This is a genomic window from Curtobacterium ammoniigenes NBRC 101786, assembly GCF_001571045.1.
GTDB lineage: Bacteria > Actinomycetota > Actinomycetes > Actinomycetales > Microbacteriaceae > Curtobacterium > Curtobacterium ammoniigenes.
The window spans coordinates 53,894-70,588 of sequence record NZ_BCSV01000003.1 but is presented as its reverse complement, the minus strand read 5'-3'; the positions used below and the strand labels follow the sequence as shown (position 1 = coordinate 70,588).

Genomic DNA, 16,695 nt, shown 5'->3' with positions numbered 1-16,695 from the left:
CCCGCACTTCTTCCCGCACGCTCGAACTACGACCGCCGTACAAGGCGCGCCGCTCCATGGAAGCGATCAACGAGGAGCCGACCCATGACAACGTGCACCGCCGACCACCTGCACACCCCGGTCCCTGTGCCGCCATACCCAGAGGTGCCGCAGGGCGCGTTCCAGCACGGCATCGCGAACCAAGCGCTCGCCGACTGGGTCGCGCGCATCGCCCTCCTCACACGCCCGGACGAGATCGTCTGGTGTGACGGGAGCGACGAGGAGTGGCATCGCATGACGGAGGCAATGGTCCAAGCCGGCTCGCTGATCAGACTCGACCCGGGCCTCCGACCCGACAGTTTCCTCGCTCGATCGACCGACGACGACGTCGCTCGCATGGAGGATCGGACCTTCATCTGCAGCCAGACCGAGTCCCAGGCCGGCCCAACGAACAATTGGCGCGCACCCGGTTCGATGCACGCCGAGCTCGACGGGCTCTTCGCCGAATCGATGCGCGGCCGCACCATGTACGTCGTGCCCTACTCGATGGGACCGGTCGGCGGCGCGATCTCGCAGCTCGGCGTGCAGATCACAGACTCCCCATACGTGGTCGTGTCGCTCGCCACGATGACCCGGATGGGCACCGAGGCGCTGCGCGAGATCGGGCCCGACACGCCGTGGGTCGCCGGCGTGCACTCGGTCGGACACCCGCTCCGCAACGCGGACGGCACGCGTCGCGAGGACGTCGCGTGGCCGAGTAACCCAACGAAGTACATCGCGCACTTTCCGGAGGAGCGTGCCATCTGGTCGTTCGGCTCCGGCTACGGCGGGAACGCGCTCCTGTCGAAGAAGTGCTTCGCCCTGCGCATCGGGTCGACGATCGCGCGCGACGAAGGATGGCTCGCGGAGCACATGCTGCTCCTCAAACTCACGGATCCGTCCGGACGTGCCTTCCATATCGCAGCCGCCTTCCCGAGCGCATGCGGCAAGACCAACCTCGCAATGCTCCGCCCCTCGCTTCCGGGGTGGTCGGTGGAGACGATCGGCGACGACATCGCGTGGCTTCGGCCCGGGCCGGATGGCCGCCTGTGGGCGATCAACCCGGAGGCAGGCATCTTCGGAGTGGCACCCGGAACCTCGGAGGCGACGAACCCGGTTGCGGTCGACCTGGTGCGGAAGCGCACCATCTTCACGAACGTCGCACTCACCGAAGACGGGGACGTCTGGTGGGAGGGCAAATCCGAACCGCCGGCGCATCTCATCGACTGGCAGGGGCATTACTGGACACCGGCCTCGGGACTCCCGGCCGCACATCCCAACGCGCGGTTCACCGCGCCGCTCACGCAGTGCCGCACGCTCGCAGACGACTGGTTCGCTGCCGACGGCGTTCCAGTCGACGCGATCCTCTTCGGTGGGAGGCGCGCATCGAACGTCCCGCTCGTGGTCGAGTCGACCTCGTGGGAGCACGGCGTCTTCATGGGCGCGACGATCTCGAGTGAGCGCACCGCTGCGCAGGAGGGCACGGTCGGCGAGTTGCGGCACGACCCGTTCGGGATGCTGCCATTCGTCGGATACGACATGGGCGATTACTGGCAGCACTGGCTCGATGTCGGCGCCGCGCTCGGCGACCGAGCTCCGCGGATTTTCCAGGTCAACTGGTTCCGGAAGGGTCCGGACGGCAGCTTCCTCTGGCCCGGGTTCGGCGACAACGCACGGGTACTCGCATGGATCGCGGCTCGGGTTTCCGCTCGCGACACTGCAGGCGCCGTCGAGAGCGAACTCGGCCTGATTCCGGCGGAGGGCGCGCTCGACGTGCGCGGGCTCGACCTGCCGAATCGGAGCCTCTATGCGCTCTTCGAGGTCGACAGCGCTGCGTGGCTTGAGGAGTGCGATGAGATAGCGGCGTACTTCGCGTCACTCGGTGACACGGTGCCTGCGGCCGTGCGTGCGCAGCTGGTCGCGCTGCGCGAGCGCATCGGGGAGCCCCAGTCGCATTCCGCGTCCTCGCGCGAAGGCGGCTCGGCGGGCACGGCAACCGAGACCAGCGGGCGTCGAGCGGTCGTCGCGAGCGGCGTGGCCGCATGAGCCGCGCGGAGGACGAGCAGATCTTTGCCGACTGGGTCGACCGTGAGTCGGTCGCCGCCGCGATGGTGCCCATCATCGACAGCCTGTATCGGCGGAACAACGTGGTCACGACCGTGCACGGTCGGCGCCTCGTCGGCCGATCGACGAACGAGATCCTCAAACTCCATCGGTTCGCGAGGCATATCGACGGTCGCGAGCTGTCGCCGCATGAGATCCTGCCGGTGCTCCACATGCTCGCGATGCTCCGGCTCGGACCGTGCGTGGTGGATGTCGCCGATCTGAACGCCGGCTACCGAGCGCAGGACGAGGACGACCTCGAAACGTACCTCAGGCGCGAACTCGAGCCGGTTGTCGATGCGGGCGGTCACTCGGCGGAGCCGACGGATGTGGTGCTGTACGGATTCGGACGCATCGGTCGCCTCGTGGCTCGGATCCTGCTGAGTCGGGCCGGAGGCGCGTACGGGCTTCGCGTGCGAGCCATCGTGGTGCGCGCCACCGGTCCCGGCGACCTGGTGAAGCGGGCGAGTCTGTTGCGGCGCGACTCAGTGCACGGGCGGTTCGACGGAACGATCACGGTCGACGAGGGCGCCGGGACGATCACGGCCAACGGGACGGTGATCCGAGTGATCGCGGCGGACGACCCGACCGCGGTCGACTACACCGAATACGGAATTCACCGCGCAATCCTCGTCGACAACACGGGCGCGCGGCGAGACCGAGCGGGCCTCAGCGAACACTTGCGGGCACAGGGCATTGCGCGCGTGCTCCTCACCGCGCCGGCGAAGGGCGACGTGCCGAACATCGTGCACGGTGTCAACGACACGGAGATCGGGGATGCCGAGATCATCGCGGCCGCATCATGCACGACCAACGCTGCGACGCCCGTGCTCGTCGCGATCGATCGCCGCTTCGGGATCGAGCATGGGCATATCGAGACCGTCCATTCGTTCACGAACGACCAGAACCTCACGGACAACTATCACCGTGCAGGCCGACGCGGACGTTCGGCCGCACTCAACATGGTGATCGCCGAAACGGGAGCAGCCCGAGCCGTCGCAAAGGCGTACCCGCCGCTCGCGGGACGCCTCACCGGCAACGCGATCCGCGTCCCGACGCCGAACGTATCGATCGCGGTCCTCACCCTGACGCTGCGATCGCCGACCGACAAGCAGTCGTTGAATGCGTTCCTGCGAGACATTTCCCTCCATTCCGCACTCCAGCGGCAGATCGACTTCGTCGATTCGCCGGAGATCGTCTCGAGCGATTTCCTCGGCGCCCGAAAAGCCGGGGTGGTCGACGGACTCGCAACCATTGCCGACGGATCGGAGCGGTGCGTCGTCTACGTCTGGTACGACAACGAATACGGGTACAGCCGTCAGGTCGTTCGCGTCCTCGAATCGATGGCAGGAGGCACGCTTCCGTCGTTCCCGAACGTCGCTGCAGACATCCGGCGCGCGGAATGGGAGGCTGTGCGCAGCTGACAGCGCGTCAGCGGCAGACGGATGTGAGGCTCCAATGCATCTGACCCAGATCGCACAGCACGCCGATGATCTCGATCGGGCCGAGGCGTTCTACACAGAGCTGCTCGGCGCGCCAGCGGCGGCCCGCTTCGACCCACCCGGCCTGCTCTTCTTCGAGCTCGACGGGACGCGGCTGCTCCTCGACCGGGCGGCCCCATCCGCGCTCATCTATCTCCGGGTGACGGGCATCCACCTTCGGATCGAGGAGCTACAGGCGTCCGGGGTGGCGATCGAGAACGAACCCTCCGTCATCTTCTCGCATGAGGACGACCGGCTCGGGCCCGCGAACTCCGACGAGTGGCAGGCGTTCATCCGCGACAGTGAAGGCAATCTCGTGGCCCTCGTCGAACAGGTACCGCAGAGCGAACCGTAGCGAGCAGCGCATTCAACTGCGCGGTTGACTAGAGGCATGACTGTCCCCACCATCACGCTCAACGACGGCAAGACCATTCCGCAACTCGGGTTCGGAGTGTTCCAGATCGAGCCCGAGAACACGAAGGCCGCCACGCTGACCGCGCTCGAGATCGGCTACCGGCACATCGACACGGCCGAGATGTACGGCAACGAGAAGGAGGTCGGTGAGGCGATCGCGGAGTCCGGGATTCCGCGCGAGGAGATCTTCGTCACCTCGAAGCTGAACAACGGTTTCCACGCCCCCGACGCGGCAATCGAGAACGGCAAGAAGTCCGCGGACCGGCTCGGCGGGTACATGGACCTGTTCCTGATCCACTGGCCGCTGCCGACCGTCATCGACTTCGTGCCCACCTGGAAGAGCCTTGAAGAGCTCTACCACCAGGGCCTCTCGCGCAGCATCGGCGTCAGCAACTTCCAGGCGCACCACCTCCGCAAGCTGCACGAGCAGACCACCATCGTGCCCGCGGTGAACCAGATCGAGATCCACCCGTACCTCGTGCAGGACGAGCTGCGCGCATTCGACCGCGAGCACGGCATCGCGACGGAAGCCTGGTCGCCGATCGCCCAGGGTCTCGTGCTCGACGACCCGACGATCACGCGCGTGGCCGACGCGATCGGCAAGACGCCGGCGCAGGTCGTGCTCCGCTGGCACATTCAGCGCGGCGACATCGTGTTCCCGAAGTCGGTGACGCGTTCCCGCGTCGAGGAGAACTTCGCGATCTTCGATTTCGAGCTGTCGGACGAGGAGATGAGCGCGATCACGGCCCTCGACCGTGGACACCGCACCGGCCCGGACCCCGACGTGTTCGACTACGTCCCGGCCTGAGCCGAACGCGCTGATCGTGGAAGCCAGGGCCGCACGCAGAACGCCACGGTTCGGCCTGGCATTGCTCCCGGCCTAGCCTCGCTGGCCGGCACCTCGCAGCAGTGCGAGCGTGTCGGCCAGCGCCGTTTCACCGCCGACATTCCCCGGGAAGATCACGACGGGCATGCCGAGCACGGTCGTCGGAGCCTCTTCCGGCAGCAGCACGGAGATGGCCCCCGGCAGGACCTGACCGATCACACGACCCCGTCTGATGTCGAGGCCGCGCTGCACCACATCGTGTGACGTGATCCCGCCCTTCGCCACGACCCAGGCAGGCTCGAGCGGGGCAACGCCCCGTGTGATCGCGACCAACCCGTCCGAGATCCTGCGCCCGATCGCAAGGCTCGAAGTCGGGTCATCTCCGCGGACCAGGGCCCTCGACGTCGCCACCACGACGTCCGCGTCGGCGATTTGCGTCGCGATTCGCGCGACCGCTCGATCAATCTCGTCCGACGCGCCGCCACGGTCCGCCAGCGCCGATGCGTCGACCTCGACGTCGGCAAGTCCGCCGAGCGCACGCGCTGCAGCGAGCTGCCGTGTCGTCAGACCGACGTGCGAACCGACGATGACGACCCCGTGCGCCCGCGGTCGCGTGATCGCCGGCGCGACCGACTCGATCGTCAGCGGCGCCGTCGGCTCGATGCCGGCCAGCGCTCGCACGAACGACGGTCCGCACCGATGCAGGAAGCGATGCCCCTGTTGCTCTGCGCGCTGGAGACCCAGCGTGACCACCTCGAGATCCGACGGCGCGGCCGCGTTCACCACGATGATGCTGCCGCTCGGGGCGGACAAGAGCACGTGGGCGACGCGATCCGGGCCTCCACGCCGGATATCGTCGAGCGACAGCGAGACGATCGACGCTGGATCGAGCGAGCCAGCCGAGCGCTCGACGAGGAACTCTGGCAGCGTCCGAGCGCGATAGCCGAAGGTCGCGTCCTTCGCGAACTCGGTGTCAGCAGCCGGAACCGCGTCGCCGCCGGACACCACCCAGTGGACATCGTCGATCGTCACACGACCGGCGTCGAAGAAGGCCGGCACGAACAGGACACCGTCATAGCCGGAGGAGTCCGCGTGTCGACGTACCGCGTCGAGCGCACGCACCTCGGCGATGACGTGCCCGCGAAGCGTCGAGTCGCTCCGGCTGACGACACTGATCGGGCCGACACCACTCGCCTCGAGCGCGGCGATGTCCGCTCCGATCGCCGTGGTGCGCGCGACCGCGTCGTGCTCGTCCAGCGCCCGCGTGTTCGTGAGGATGAACGCAACCGACCCCGGCTCCGCGAGCGCGCGTTCGTACTCGACCCGATCGAGGGCCGTGACGAGGCTGACGTCGTGCACCGACTGCGATCCCGTCGGATCATCGTCGAGGACCGCGAACCGGCGGCCCGAGGCGACGTTCGCATGACGGATCGTCGACCGCGCCTCCGGAACGATGAGCTCCGGAGGCTGCCGGTCGAGTAAGCCCTGGAGGCGCGTCACGAGATCTGCAGACCGCCGTTGATATCGACCGTGGCAGCCGTGATGAAGCCGGCATCGGGACCGAGCAAGAACGCGATGAGCGCTGCGATCTCGTCCTGCGTGCCGACGCGTCCGACGAGCACGTCGCGCGCGAGGTCCGCCTTCCGCTCGGGGGTGAGCGTCCCTCCCATGATGTCGGTGTCGATCGGGCCCGGCGCAATGGCGTTCACGGTGACGCCGAACTCGCTGACCTCACGGGCGAGCGCACGCGTCAACCCGAGGATCCCGGCCTTCGAAGCGCTGTAGGCCGACTTGGAGTAGGTCCCGCCCCCGCGCTGCGCCGACACCGAGGACGCGCTGACGATGCGGCCGAGCCGCCGCTCGATCATGCCGGGGACGACCCGTTGCGCCATCACGAAGACGCTCCGGAGATTGACGGCCATGATCCGATCCCAGCCTTCGACGGTCTCCTCGAGGAACGGCTTCGGCGAGCTGATCCCCGCGAGGTTGACCAGGCCGACGATCGGCGGCAGTGTGCGCTCGACCTCGGTGATCGCGGCGTCGACCGGAGCAGGGTCGGATGCGTCTGCGGCGAGTCCGACCGCTGCCGCGCCGGTGTCGCGCAGCTCAGCGGCCACGGCTTCTGCCGCGGCGCCGTCGAGGTCGAGGACGCCGACCGACCAGCCGGCCGCGGCCAGCCGATGCGCGGTGACACGCCCGATGCCCCGGGGCGATCCGGCGCCGGTCACGATGACGGTGCGTTCGTCGGGGAATGTCATGCGTCGCTCCTGTTCTCGCCGAGCGGCGCCGGGCCGAGATCCTCGATAAGTCGCTGCATGAGCACGTACGCCTTGTTCCGGTAGGCGACGAGCTCCGGGATCCGCTCTGCGGGCACGTCGAGGAACCCGCCTCCGCTCTTCGTTCCGAGACGGCCCGAGTCGACCATCTGCTGCAGGATCGGCGGCGTCGAGAACCGCTCCGGGAACTCCTCCTGCAGGGTGCCATAGCAGAACGCGTACACGTCGAGCCCGGCCATGTCGGCAATCGCGAACGGCCCGAAGAACGGGAGCCGGAAGCCGAAGGTCGTGCGGACGAGCGTGTCGACGTCCTCGGCCGACGCGATGCCGTCTTCGACGACCTGCGCTGCCTCGTGGAACAGCGCGTACTGGAGCCGGTTCAGCACGAAGCCGGTCACATCCTTGACGGTGGCGGTCTGCTTGCCGGTCTCGGCGACGATCTCCCGGGCGAGCTGGACCGATGCTGCCGCGGTGCCGGCGTGCGGGATGAGCTCGACGCCGGGAATGAACGGCGCCGGGTTGGAGAAGTGGACGCCGAGGAACCGCTCCGGGTTCTGCACGGCGACGGCGAGCTGGCCGATCGAGATCGTGGAGGTGTTGCTGCCGATGAGCGCGTCCGGCCGAGCAGCCGCGCTGATGCGCTCGAGCACCGAGCGCTTGAGGTCGGGGATCTCTGGCACGGCCTCCTCGATGAAGTCGGCGTTGGCGACCGCCTCCTCGATGCTCTCTGCGGCGTGGAGATTCCGTGTCAACGTCTCGACCGCGTCGTCCGGGAACAGTCCGTCTCGGACGAAATCCGCGCCTTCGCGCAGGAGCCGTTCGTAGTTCTCACGCGCGATGTGCGGCGAGGCGTCGGCGAGTGCGACGTCCGCTCCGGCAAGAGCGAGGACCTGCGCGATGCCCCCGCCCATGTATCCCGATCCGACGATCGCGACGCTGCGGCTCATGAGTTGTCTCCCGTTCGTTCGGTTCGGATCTGCCGCGCAATCGTCGCGGCGATAAGGGCGAAGGAGATCGCCCCGGGGTCGGGGTGGCCGACGCTGCGTTCAGCGAGTGGGCGGGCTCGACCCTTCTTCGGTCGGAGGTCGCTGGTCGCCTGCGCGGCGGTCTCGGCCCGGTCCGCTGCAGCCTGTGTGGCGTCCAGCAGACGCTCCGTCGACGAATCGCCCTCCATCGCGGTCGCAAGCGCGTCGGCGTATGGGATGAGTGCGTCGACGAGGGTCTTGTCCCCGATCTCGGCCTTGCCAAGGTGCAGGATGTCGTCGCGGAATGCGGCGACGGCACGAACCGCGTCGGAGCCGTCGTACGACTCCTTGTCGCCGAGCGCTCGCCCAGCTGCGCTGATGCCGGCTCCCCAGAGCGCACCGGACGTTCCCCCGGCCTCCTCCGACCAGGCGTCGCCCGCGGCCTGGAGGACCGTGTCGACGCCCGCGCCGGCCGCTGCTGCATCCTTCCCGGCGGCCTGCGCGGCTCGGGCGCCACGGAGCATGCCCGCACCGTGGTCGCCATCGCCCGCGATCGCGTCGAGCGCGCCGAGTTCATGCTCCTGGTCGGCCAATGTCGCCGCAATGGCGACGAGCAGGTCGACGACGCGCGCGCCGACCGCGGCGGCTGCAGCGTTCTGCGCCGGCTCGATCGGGAGGCCCGCGGTTGCGTCTTCTGCGTCCGCCGACTCCCCCGCTGCTCGCTTCTCGAACACTGCCTCTGGCAGCGAGCCCTTCCGATACGCGGGCGTCTGGCACGGCGCCGCCCAGAGGTCGGCGAGCTCATCGTCGAGCCAGAGGAGTGTGAGCGAGAGACCCGACATGTCGAGGCTTGTCACGAGCTGTCCGCACTCCGGCTCGACGATGTGGAGCCCGGCCTCCGCGAGAAGCGACGCGACATGACCGTAGAGGACGAAGAGTTCTTCGTTCGTGATCGTGCCGAGACCGTTGAGGATCGGCACGACCCGCGTGTCGGCGCCCTCCGGCCGTTCGTCGAGGAGGCGGGAGACGAGCAGCTCGGCGAGTTCCCGGGCGCTCGGCATCGGATGGTCGGAGATGCCTGGCTCGCCGTGGATGCCGAGCCCGAGCGACATCATGCCGTCGGGCACGGTGAACAGCGGCTCGTCGGATCCCGGCAGGGTGCAGCCGGCGAACGCGACGCCGAGGGAGCGCGTGCGGTCATTCGCGTGCTCCGCGACGCGGACAACCTCGTCGAGCGTGTCGCCGCGGTCGGCCGCGGCACCGGCGACCTTGAAGACGGTGAGGTCGCCGGCGATGCCTCGGCGCTTCTCGCGCTCCTCGACCGGTGCGCTGGCGATGTCGTCGGTGACGAGGACGGTGCGGGTTGGGATCCCGGCGGCGTTCAGGCGCTCCTCTGCCTGGCCGAAGTGCAGGACATCGCCGGCGTAGTTGCCGTAGCTGAAGAGCACTCCCCCGCCGTTCTGCGCTGCGCGCGCGACGCGCTGCGCGTGTGCTGCGGACGGGGAGGTGAAGATCGGCCCGCAGACCGCGGCGGCGGCAAGGCCGGGCCCGACGAGACCGGCGAATGCGGGGTAGTGGCCGGAGCCGCCGCCGATGACGACGGCGACATGCCCGTGCTCGGTTCCGGCGGCACGGAGCACTCCACCCTCAGTCCCTCTCACGAATCGCTGGTTCGCGGCGACGAATCCGGCGAGCGCATCGTCGGAGAAGGTGGTCGGGTCGTCGAAGAGGTGGGTCATTGCGCACCGTCCTTCGGGGAGCCCTGTGCGACTCGAGAGGTCCCGAGTGAGTAGCCGCTGTGCTTGGGGAGCACGTGTCGGCGCAGGTAGTCCTGGTTTGTGGCGCTGACGCTCAGACCGTCGCCGCCGTAGTGCTCGCAGCAGAGCACGCCCTGGAAGCCGGCGTCGATCGCGATGCGGAATGCTTCCCGGTAGCTGATGATCCCGAACTCCATGGGGGCGGGCATTGCGACATAGAGGTCGCGGGCTCGGTCTTCGTCTCGGTAGTAGTTCTTGACGTGCCAGAAGTTCGCGTAGGGCAGCGTCTTCTCGGCGATCTCGCGCCATGACTCGATGGGGCGATGCAGGCGGACGAGGTTGCCGATGTCGGGGTTGAGTCCGACTTCGCGGAGTCCGATGTCTTCGACGAGGCGCACCGAGGAGTCCGCGGTGCCGAGGTAGGTGTCCTCGTACATCTCCAGGGACAGCAGGAGGCCGACGTCGGCAGCGTGCTGGCCGAGCTCGCGGAGTCGGCGGACCGCCGTGTCCCAGGTCTCGCGGTCATCGGTCGGGTCGTGGTGTCCTTCGACGGTCCAGAACCAGAGCTGCTCCTGCTGTGCCGGTGTGAGGGCCTGGTGGAGTCCGACCGAGACGACGGAGCATCCGAGGGCGGCGGCGGCGTCGATGGTGCGGTGCGAGTATGCGAGGTTCTCGTCGCCGTGGCGTGCGTCGATGACGCTTCGGCGGATCGCTGACACCGAGGGCGCGCGGACGCCCGCGGTGCGGAGCGCTTCACCGAACTCCTGGAGGCGCGTATCGCTGAGATCGCCGATTCTCACCCAGCTGTCGGTGAGGTCGACGTCGTCGAAGCCGGCCTCGTGTAGCTCGGTGAACGCGTCGACCCAGGCCGCGGCTGGCGCGTCTTGCACCGGGCCTCGGTCGGTTGTCCCGGGGAATTGGAGCAGGGCGGCGGCGATCGGCCAGTCGTCCGCGGTGAACGTCATCGTTCCTCCTGAGAGATCCTGTTTCCTATACGATTACGGACCGGAGCGCCGTCGTCAAGGCGTTTGGCCGACAGACGAGTTCATCCCGTCATCGCTCGCCGGTTCCACGCCCCCATCGTGCTCGGGCCGCCGCGCTCGCTCGTCCAGCTTCTCCTCGCGATCACGCAACGCGCGCCGACGCGCTTCGGTGATGTGGGCCTCCATTGCGGCAGCGGCGGCGTCCTCGTCGTTCCGACGGAGCGCATCGAGGATCGCGCTGTGCTCGGCTACTGCCTGGGCTGCGTCGGTCACGCCGGATCGCCCGTAGAGACGAAAGCGCTGCACTTGGCCGCCGAGCGCCTCGAACGCATGCAGGAGGAACGGGTTGTCCGCGCGGAGTGCGATGAGCCGGTGGAACTGCTCATCCGCGCGCCAGTAGGGGCGGAGCTCGGCGAAGCCGGGGCCGTGCGGGGCGACCTCGAGCGCTCGGATGGATGCGCCGAGCTCCTCGACGAAGGTCGGGTCGGACGTCGACGCGGCGATTCGGGCGTTCGCGCCCTCGATGATGCGGCGGGCGTCCATCAGCTTGCCGAGCTCCTCAGGCGTGAGGATCGGAGCGACGCGGTAGCCCTTCAATGCAACCCGGTGCACAAGTCCCGTCGCCTCGAGCCGGGCGAGGGCCTCGCGCACGGGAGTCGGGGACACCGCCAGCTGTCGTGCCATGCCGTCGATGCTCACGGGGGCGTCCGCCGGAATGCGGCCGTCGATGAGGATCTCGAGCAGACGCTCGTACACCTCGTCCGCGAGCATCCGTCGGCCCACCACGGGGAACTCTGACTCCGCGGCGCTCATCATGCGCCGAGTGTAGCCAGAGCGCCCCGTTGCGGAGGTGCGGGTCCCGGTGGCGGTCAGTGCGCCTCCCGGACGACTTCGGTCGTGTCTTCCGCCGCGGTGACCCCGACCGGTCGGTCGCCGCCACGCCGCAGGGTCAGCATGACCAGGCCCGCCGCGAGGAGGCAGCACGCCAGGAAGATGCTCGTCGCGAAGAAGCTGCCGCCAGTGATGTCCTGTAGGAATCCGCCGACATACGGGCCGACGAACCCGCCGAGATTACCGATCGCGTTGATCAGCCCCATCGCGGTGCCGGCGACCGCAACGGGCATCGCACGAGAGGCAGCTGCCCAGAACGGTCCGTCGTAGGCGAGCGCACCCGCCATCGCGATGCTGATGAACACGATCGCGAGGAGCGGAACGTCGCTGCCAGTCGCCACCGAGATCACGAGCGCCACCGCGCCGACCGCCATCGACAGCAGGACGTGCGTGGAGTAGCGGCCCGTCCGATCGGCTGCTTTCGCGTTGTACCAGAGCGCGAACATGGCGAGGACGTACGGGATCGCCGTGACGAGACCGACTTCGACGTTGCCGCCACCGGTGATGGTCTTGACAACCTTCGGCAGCCAGATGTTCAGCCCGTAGAACCCGATCTGAATGAGGAAATACACGATGGTGAGCCGCCACACGACGCCGTTCCGCACGACGTGGCGGATGGTGAGGTTCTCGTGATGCCCGGCCGCGATCCGGTCCTGTTCCAGCGCGCTCTCGATGTAGTCGCGCTCTCCTGGAGTCACCCACGAGGCCTCCCGCGGGTGGTCGGCGACGAGGAACCACCACAGCGGGGCCGCGATCACGAACGGGAAGATTCCCTCGACGATGAAGAGCATCCGCCAGTCCGAGAACGACAGGATCCACCCCGACAACGGCGCCGTGATGATCGACGCGATCGCGATGTTCATCATCCAGAACGCGTACGCACGTGCGCGCTCGGCAGCCGGGAACCAATGGCTGATGAGGACGAGGATCGCCGGCCAGATGCCGGCCTCGGCAACGCCGAGCAGGAACCGCACGATGAGCAGTTCGGAGAAGTTCTGGATGAACCCGGACAGGATCGCGAGTGCACCCCAGATGAGGACCATCATCCCGACGAACTTCTTCGCGCTCCACCGCTCGGCGAGATAGCCGCCGGGAATCTGGAGCACGAGATAGCCGATGAAGAAGATCCCTGCCGCAAGCCCCTGCTGTGCGGCATTGATCCCGAGGTCTTTCTGGAGGCCCGTGAGCGCGAACCCGATATTGGTCCGGTCCATGAACGAGATGATGTAAACGATGATCGCGACCGGAATGAGTCGCTTCCATCGCATGCTTCCGACGGTTCGAGCGTGGACAACGTTGGCCATGCCGATCCCCTTCCTATTTCCTACAGGATTGAGTGGTTGGCGGGGACGCTACGCGATGACGCGACACGAGCGCACGCCATGATCCGGATCGCGCGGACAATCCGAGGAGCACAAAGCTCAGTGGCGGACCCCGAACCCCTCCGTGATCCACGCACCGACCGCTCGGGCCTCGTGCCCGTCGGGGTCGTGCGCTTCGAAGTCATGGACGCCGGCGTCCGCGGCGTTCGCGTCAGGGTCTGTCGTCCGCGGCTCGGCGCTATCGGCGCGGACGTCGAACATGAAGCCGCCGCTCGTCGGTTCCGAGCGTGCCTGATCTGCTGCCATCGGATCCTCCGGCGCTGTCGCGGTCGATCTCCTGCAGGCTACGACTGCTCGGCTGCGCGGTGAAAGATGCGTGTCCGGACCGCGAACGGCGGAGGCCAGCCGGAGCCGCGACCACCGCCGGTCAGGAACGCGTGCGCGCACCTCGCGCGGCGTCGGCTCGGACGACAAGCGCTCCGGCGGCGCCGCCCGATGCCGAGTTGGAGCGCCGCCCCCGCCACCGCACTGCTGTGAGGTCCCAGGCGAATGCGTCCACCGGGTCCGAGATTGGATCGCCGCCCGCGATCCCAAGAACGGCGCTGACCCCCGCGGCACGTGCAGCGCGCACGCCCGCTTGCGCATCCTCGACCACAACGGCGTGCGCTGCATCGGCGCCGAGCTCCGCCGCGGCACGCAGGTAGCCATCGGGGGCGGGCTTCCCCCGGTCGACATCGTCGGCTGTCACGAGGATCGCGGGTTCGGGCAGGTGAGCGGCACGCAGCCGAGCGGTCGCGAGTGGCCGCGTCCCCGAGGTGACGACGGCCCACCGATCGCACGGAATCGCCGTGAGGAGCGCGAGCGCGCCGGGAAGAGCGGTCGTGCTACCTGCTGACGCGAGCTCGAGCGCGTCGATGCGCGCCTTCGCCGCCGTGCGCCGGTCGGGATCCACCCAGGCGGCCACCGTGTCGGCGGACCGCCGCCCGTGCACGGTTCGCACCACGGCCTCCGGGTCGAGTCCGAGTTCTCGCGCCCACGTTGTCCAGGCCGCGAGCACACTGGCGTCCGAGTCGACGAGCACGCCGTCGCAGTCGAAGAGCACCACGTCGCACTGCAGGATCGTCGGTGCACTCGGATCGTTCACGCTGTCGTCGCTCACGCCGTCCCTCCAGGTCCGTCGGGCCACACGGGTCTGCCGGGGCTGAGCCTACGGTGCGCTTCGGGCGTCCCGGCACGACCCCGACATCGTCGCACGCAGCGCCCTTCGCGGTCGCGGTCGTCGGCGCACCCTGATCGCGATGTCGCCGCTGCGGGACAGACTGCACATGTGCGTCTCGACTCGCGGAAGCCATACCGGCGGTGGCTCGTCGCCGTGTTCGCTGGAGCGCTGCTCGCGCTGACCGGGTGCGCGTCGCCAGCTCCTTCGGCGCGAACTGCCACCCCGATCACCTCCTCGGCGGCGACGTCGGCGACCGCTCCCGCGACGAACGCCCGTCAGGTGTGGTCGGCCTCGATGGGTGCGGCCGTGTTCGGTCGTCCACTGGCGACCGCCCACGCGGTGATCGTCGGGACGGAGGCGGACGACCTTGTCGCCGTCGACCGCTCGACCGGACATCGTCTGTGGACCGTGCGTGTCGGCACACCGCTGCGCAACGTCGCGCAGGTCGCCGGGTGCGGAGACATCGACCCGCTCGGAATCACATCCGCGCCCGTGCTCGACACGGCCCGGAACGAGGTGTTCGCGGTCGGCGAGGTGCTCGACGCGAAGCGTCACGTCGAGCACGAGCTCATCGGCGTGGACGCGACGTCAGGCCGTGTGGAACTGCGCGAAGACGCTGATCCGCCACTTCCGGCCGGCGAGCGGGCGGTCCACCTTCTCCAGCGCGCCGGGCTCGCGGTCGGATCGGACACCGTCTACATCGCCTACGGCGGCAACGCGGGTGATTGCGGCAGCTATCACGGATGGATTGTCGGCGTCCCCGCGTCGGGCAGCGGTCCGCACACGAGTTTCGAAGTGGCCCGAGAGGGTCAGGGGGGCGCGATCTGGCTGTCCGGAGGCGCTCCGGCGATCGCCGCGGACGGCACCGTGATCGTGACGACAGGGAACGCGAATCCGTTTCCGGCGCGAATCGACGCGCAGCAGTACACCGAGAGCGTCGTCAAGCTCTCCCCCGGCCTCCGCGTGCTCGCCAGCTTCAAAGACCGGCGGGCGGCGGGCGACGAGGATCTGGCCACCGGAAACCCGGTCCTTCTGCCGGGCGGGCTGGTGTTCGCCGTCGGCAAGACCGACACGGGATATCTGCTCCGCGCGTCGGATCTCTCCGAAGTCGCGTCGATCCACGGAGTGTGCGGGAGCGATCCGGACGGCGGGGCCGGATACGATGCGGCGACCCAACGGCTGTTCGTGCCATGTCGTGCTGGCAGCCTCCAGGTGATCGATGTCGCGCATCGCCGGCTCGGCCCTCGTCTCACCGGTTCGGACGGCGCGCCGATCATTGTCGGGCGAACCGTCTGGTCGACGAAGTATCCGGACGGCGGCCTCGTCGCGTACTCCGCATCGAGCGAGCACCGTCTGCTGACCGTGCGGACGCCGGCGCTGCCACACTTCGCCACCCCGACCGCGTCGAACGGGAGGCTGTTCCTCGGCACCGACACCGGCGTCGTCGCGTACGCGATCGGCTGAGCGGCGCCGAACTCAGCTCTCCGGGTCGAACTGGAACGCGCGGAGCTCCTGGTCGCAGCGGCAGGCGGCGGCGAACTTCGCAGCCCATTCGATCGCGGATTCCCTGGTCGGCAACTCGAGCACCGCGTATCCCCCTTCGATGTTCGCCGTCTGCGGATAGGTTCCGTCGCGGACCGTGCCGTCTGCTGCGACCGTGACCGGAGGGACGTCCTCGTCGATGCCACCGCCGAACACCCATACGCCAGCAGCTTTCGCGTCACGAAGCACACGATGTGCGTCTTCAGCGACCGACGGAAGTTCCTCGGGCTCGAACCGCATGGCACCACTCGGAAACGAGATCAGGTACTTGGTCATCACGGCCCCCTTTGTTCACGCCAACGCTTGTTCATGCCAACACCTATTGACGCCAGCTCTCGACCCCGGCGAGAGCGCCGCGACTGGAGTCCCGGTCGGTGCCGGAATTCTCGCACGCTCGAACCGGATAGCCGCCTGTTTCTTCAGACCGGGACGAGGCGCCTGGGTCTGTTGCTTCGGATCTGGATCACCCGCCTCCGCGAGGCCGTCGGAGACGGATCGGCCCCTTTGCCGTTGACGGATCGACAACACTGCCGTGCTGCGTGATCTCGAGCTCACCGCGCGCCACCATGCGACGCGCAGCTCGTCGAACGGGTTCCATGAGCGGTCGCCACTCCTCGGGGGCGTGCGCTCGCGCAACATCTGACGGGCAGATCGTCGCACTCGACGCGCGAGCATCGAGCATCGCCGCTATCGCGCGCTCCAGTGCGCGGTCCGCTTCGGTCACGCGATGACGCCGGCACGCCGCGGAACACCATCGGCTCTCCGCGGACGCCGAGTCGGGCATCCGACGCCCGCAGGATGCGCACGTCCGCTCACGCTGCGCCTCCGCGAGTGATTCGGCGTCTGCTGCGGAGCGGATCGATCGTCCCATGGGAACGATCATCGTCGGCACGGCTGA

Annotated in this window: 16 protein-coding genes; 5 read left to right on the top strand and 11 right to left on the bottom strand. The window is 68.5% G+C overall.

Features of this window, described 5'->3' with window-relative positions:
• Positions 1-84 precede the first annotated feature (84 nt).
• Genes CAM01S_RS07355 through CAM01S_RS07340 form a run of 4 tightly spaced genes read left to right on the top strand, consistent with a single transcriptional unit; the run spans position 85 to position 4,824 of the window.
• Positions 85-2,064 carry a phosphoenolpyruvate carboxykinase (GTP) gene (locus tag CAM01S_RS07355; RefSeq protein ID WP_083527849.1) on the top strand — a complete coding sequence of 660 codons (1,980 nt, stop codon included), beginning with the start codon at positions 85-87 and terminating at the stop codon, positions 2,062-2,064.
• Positions 2,061-3,545: a glyceraldehyde-3-phosphate dehydrogenase gene (locus tag CAM01S_RS07350; protein ID WP_066518865.1), complete on the top strand. Its 1,485-nt coding sequence runs from the start codon at positions 2,061-2,063 to the stop codon at positions 3,543-3,545. Before CAM01S_RS07355 ends, CAM01S_RS07350 begins: the two co-directional genes overlap by 4 nt.
• Positions 3,546-3,579: 34 nt before the next feature.
• Positions 3,580-3,957 carry a VOC family protein gene (locus CAM01S_RS07345; protein ID WP_066518862.1) on the top strand — a complete coding sequence of 126 codons (378 nt, stop codon included), beginning with the start codon at positions 3,580-3,582 and terminating at the stop codon, positions 3,955-3,957.
• 36 nt (positions 3,958-3,993) lie between these two features.
• On the top strand, positions 3,994-4,824 hold the full coding sequence (locus tag CAM01S_RS07340; RefSeq protein ID WP_066518859.1) for an aldo/keto reductase: 831 nt from the start codon (positions 3,994-3,996) through the stop codon (positions 4,822-4,824).
• A 72-nt stretch (positions 4,825-4,896) separates the two neighbouring features.
• On the opposite strand, the gene CAM01S_RS07335 is transcribed toward CAM01S_RS07340, so the two are convergent.
• From CAM01S_RS07335 to CAM01S_RS07295, 9 genes are all read right to left on the bottom strand, one after another.
• Positions 4,897-6,342, bottom strand: a complete 1,446-nt coding sequence (locus CAM01S_RS07335; RefSeq protein WP_245631574.1) for a four-carbon acid sugar kinase family protein — start codon at positions 6,340-6,342, stop codon at positions 4,897-4,899.
• Positions 6,339-7,100 carry an SDR family NAD(P)-dependent oxidoreductase gene (locus tag CAM01S_RS07330; protein ID WP_066518857.1) on the bottom strand — a complete coding sequence of 254 codons (762 nt, stop codon included), beginning with the start codon at positions 7,098-7,100 and terminating at the stop codon, positions 6,339-6,341. The genes CAM01S_RS07335 and CAM01S_RS07330 overlap by 4 nt, the downstream gene beginning before the upstream one ends.
• Entirely contained in the window at positions 7,097-8,065 is a 969-nt protein-coding gene (locus CAM01S_RS07325) for a 3-hydroxyacyl-CoA dehydrogenase family protein (protein ID WP_066518855.1), read from the bottom strand. Before CAM01S_RS07325 ends, CAM01S_RS07330 begins: the two co-directional genes overlap by 4 nt.
• Positions 8,062-9,822, bottom strand: a complete 1,761-nt coding sequence (locus CAM01S_RS07320; protein ID WP_066518853.1) for a dihydroxyacetone kinase family protein — start codon at positions 9,820-9,822, stop codon at positions 8,062-8,064. Before CAM01S_RS07320 ends, CAM01S_RS07325 begins: the two co-directional genes overlap by 4 nt.
• A complete protein-coding gene (locus tag CAM01S_RS07315) occupies positions 9,819-10,805 on the bottom strand; it encodes a sugar phosphate isomerase/epimerase family protein (RefSeq protein ID WP_066518852.1) in 987 nt (328 codons plus the stop codon). Before CAM01S_RS07315 ends, CAM01S_RS07320 begins: the two co-directional genes overlap by 4 nt.
• A gap of 54 nt (positions 10,806-10,859) precedes the next feature.
• Positions 10,860-11,639 (bottom strand): GntR family transcriptional regulator, encoded by a 780-nt coding sequence (locus tag CAM01S_RS07310; RefSeq protein ID WP_083527848.1) that lies wholly within the window; start codon positions 11,637-11,639, stop codon positions 10,860-10,862.
• A 53-nt stretch (positions 11,640-11,692) separates the two neighbouring features.
• Entirely contained in the window at positions 11,693-13,018 is a 1,326-nt protein-coding gene (locus CAM01S_RS07305) for an MFS transporter (protein WP_083527847.1), read from the bottom strand.
• Positions 13,019-13,135: 117 nt separating this feature from the next.
• On the bottom strand, positions 13,136-13,342 hold the full coding sequence (locus CAM01S_RS07300; RefSeq protein ID WP_066518848.1) for a hypothetical protein: 207 nt from the start codon (positions 13,340-13,342) through the stop codon (positions 13,136-13,138).
• Between the two features lie 121 nt (positions 13,343-13,463).
• Positions 13,464-14,195 carry an HAD-IA family hydrolase gene (locus tag CAM01S_RS07295; protein WP_217999726.1) on the bottom strand — a complete coding sequence of 244 codons (732 nt, stop codon included), beginning with the start codon at positions 14,193-14,195 and terminating at the stop codon, positions 13,464-13,466.
• 168 nt (positions 14,196-14,363) lie between these two features.
• On the opposite strand from CAM01S_RS07295, the gene CAM01S_RS07290 reads away from it, so the two are divergent.
• A complete protein-coding gene (locus CAM01S_RS07290; protein ID WP_066518846.1) occupies positions 14,364-15,719 on the top strand; it encodes an outer membrane protein assembly factor BamB family protein in 1,356 nt (451 codons plus the stop codon).
• Between the two features lie 12 nt (positions 15,720-15,731).
• On the opposite strand, the gene CAM01S_RS07285 is transcribed toward CAM01S_RS07290, so the two are convergent.
• Positions 15,732-16,073 (bottom strand): YciI family protein, encoded by a 342-nt coding sequence (locus CAM01S_RS07285; protein WP_066518842.1) that lies wholly within the window; start codon positions 16,071-16,073, stop codon positions 15,732-15,734.
• Positions 16,074-16,260: 187 nt separating this feature from the next.
• Positions 16,261-16,521 (bottom strand): DUF3253 domain-containing protein, encoded by a 261-nt coding sequence (locus CAM01S_RS15090; RefSeq protein WP_245631573.1) that lies wholly within the window; start codon positions 16,519-16,521, stop codon positions 16,261-16,263.
• Positions 16,522-16,695 lie beyond the last annotated feature (174 nt).